The sequence below is a fragment of the Pseudoroseomonas cervicalis ATCC 49957 genome (assembly GCF_000164635.1).
In the GTDB taxonomy this organism is placed as follows: domain Bacteria; phylum Pseudomonadota; class Alphaproteobacteria; order Acetobacterales; family Acetobacteraceae; genus Pseudoroseomonas; species Pseudoroseomonas cervicalis.
The window spans coordinates 1,555,769-1,557,651 of sequence record NZ_GG770777.1 but is presented as its reverse complement, the minus strand read 5'-3'; the positions used below and the strand labels follow the sequence as shown (position 1 = coordinate 1,557,651).

Sequence of the window (1,883 nt, the reverse complement as noted above, 5' to 3'; positions counted from 1 at the left end):
CGCCGGTGCTGGCCGCCCCGCCCGGCTATGCCTATCTGACGCCGCTGCGGCTGAACGTGCTGGAGGTCGAGGTGGTGGAGCCGGGGGCGATGCGCGCCGACCCGCCGGCGCCGCTCTCCCCCGCCGCCCAGGCGGCGCGCATGGGGCGGGAGCGGCTGAGCGCCGTCGGCACCACCGGCCGCGCCCGCTTCCTGGTGGACAACGCCGTGCTGACGCGGGAGAACGCCGATGCCGGCGGGCTGTTCAGCCAGCGCACCGAGCGCCTGACCGTGGTGATCCGCGTCCGTGTGGAGGTGCTGGGCAATGATGGCCGCCGCGTCGGCTTCGCCGAGGCCGAGGTGCGCCGCTCCGCCACGCAGATCGATGACGGCCCGGCCGGCCGCGCCCGCAACGCCGACCAGATCGTGCGCCAGGCGATGGACGACCTGAATGTCGAGTTCGAGTTCCAGCTGCGCCGCAATCTGCGCGACTGGATCATGAGCGGCCCGCCCGCCGCCCCGCTGCCCGGCCCGGTGCAGCAGGAGAACCTCTCCCGCCCCGGCAGCTGAGGCGGGCGGCTGCTGAATCGAAGGCGGGTGCAGGGGACCCTGTCCCCTGCTGGGGGAGTCTGAGGGGGCAAAGCCCCCTCAGCCTTCAGGCTTCGGGCGCCGCCGCCCCGCGGGTCATGGCCAAAAATTCCCGCCGCAGCCCGGCATCCTCGCGGAAGGCGCCCAGCATGCGGCTGGTGATCATGCTGACCCCCGGCTTGTGAACGCCGCGGGTGGTCATGCATTGGTGGCTGGCCTCGATCACCACGGCGACGCCGCGCGGGCGCAGCACCTCCTGGATCGAGTTGGCGACCTGCGCCGTCAGCTTCTCCTGGATCTGCAGGCGGCGGGCATAGGCCTCGACCACGCGGGCCAGCTTGCTGATGCCGACCACCCGGCCCTCGGGCAGGTAGGCGACATGGGCGCGGCCGATGATCGGCACCATGTGGTGCTCGCAATGGCTCTCCACGCGGATGTCGCGCAGCACCACCATCTCGTCATAGCCCTCCGTCTCCTCGAAGGAGCGGGCGAGCAGCGCCACCGGGTCCTCCTGGTAGCCGGAGAAGAACTCCTCATAGGCGCGCGCCACCCGCGCCGGGGTGTCGCGCAGCCCCTCGCGGCCCGGATCGTCGCCGGCCCAGAGCAGCAGGGTGCGCACCGCCTCCTCGGCCTGCTCGCGGCTCGGGCGGGGGGCGGTGATTTCGGGCAGGGCCCGCTTGGCGGCGGGCGGCAGGGGCAGGTTCAAGGCGGCGTTCCGGTGCATCATCGGGGATGGGCGCGTCGCGGCATCACATGGCATGGCCGCGCGCGCCGGCAATGGGCAAAGCCGCAGGCCAGTCCTGCCGGCGGCGCGGCCTTGACGCTCAGTGCAGCGCGCCGGTCTGGTGCGGGCTGTCCAGGCTGAAGGCGGGGATGGCGATGTCGAAGGCCTCGCCGCTGGCGGTCTCGACCATGTGGTAGGTGCCGCGCATGAAGCCCGACGGCGTCGAGAGCGGCGTGCCGGAGGTGTATTCGAAGTTCTCCCCCGGCTCCAGCACCGGCTGCTCGCCCACCACGCCGGGGCCGTGCACCTGCTGCATGCGGCCCTGCGCGTCGGTGATCTGCCAGCTCCGCCGCAGCAATTGCACCGTCCGCTGGCCGAGATTCTCGATCGTCACCCGGTAGGCCCAGACGAAATGCGACTGCTCGGGGTTCGACTGGTCCTCCAGGAAGAAGGCGCGCACCGAGACGCGGATGTCGCGCGTGGTGGCGGTGAAGAGGGGTGGTTGCGACATGGCCTAACCCTGCGCGGCGCGGCGCCGCTCTGGCAAGCCCGCAGGCGGGCTGGCGGTGGCACGGGCGGGCGGCCGGGGTGCC

2 protein-coding genes and 1 pseudogene are annotated in these 1,883 nt (G+C 72.8%); 1 reads left to right on the top strand and 2 read right to left on the bottom strand.

The window, feature by feature from the left end:
* A pseudogene (locus HMPREF0731_RS06720) lies at nucleotides 1–548 on the top strand (hypothetical protein); the annotation flags it as partial.
* Nucleotides 549–633: 85 nt separating this feature from the next.
* Here HMPREF0731_RS06720 and folE read toward each other — a convergent pair.
* Nucleotides 634–1,293, bottom strand: coding sequence for a GTP cyclohydrolase I FolE (folE, locus tag HMPREF0731_RS06715; RefSeq protein ID WP_007003302.1), 660 nt, complete (start codon nucleotides 1,291–1,293; stop codon nucleotides 634–636).
* A 97-nt stretch (nucleotides 1,294–1,390) separates the two neighbouring features.
* Entirely contained in the window at nucleotides 1,391–1,801 is a 411-nt protein-coding gene (apaG, locus tag HMPREF0731_RS06710; protein WP_007003301.1) for a Co2+/Mg2+ efflux protein ApaG, read from the bottom strand.
* Between the last annotated feature and the right edge of the window lie 82 nt (nucleotides 1,802–1,883).

Coding starts and splice junctions, on each gene's coding strand:
- apaG (WP_007003301.1), bottom strand. CDS start 1,801: ATGTCGCAACCACCCCTCTTCACCGCCACCACGCGCGACATCCGCGTC.
- folE (WP_007003302.1), bottom strand. CDS start 1,293: ATGATGCACCGGAACGCCGCCTTGAACCTGCCCCTGCCGCCCGCCGCC.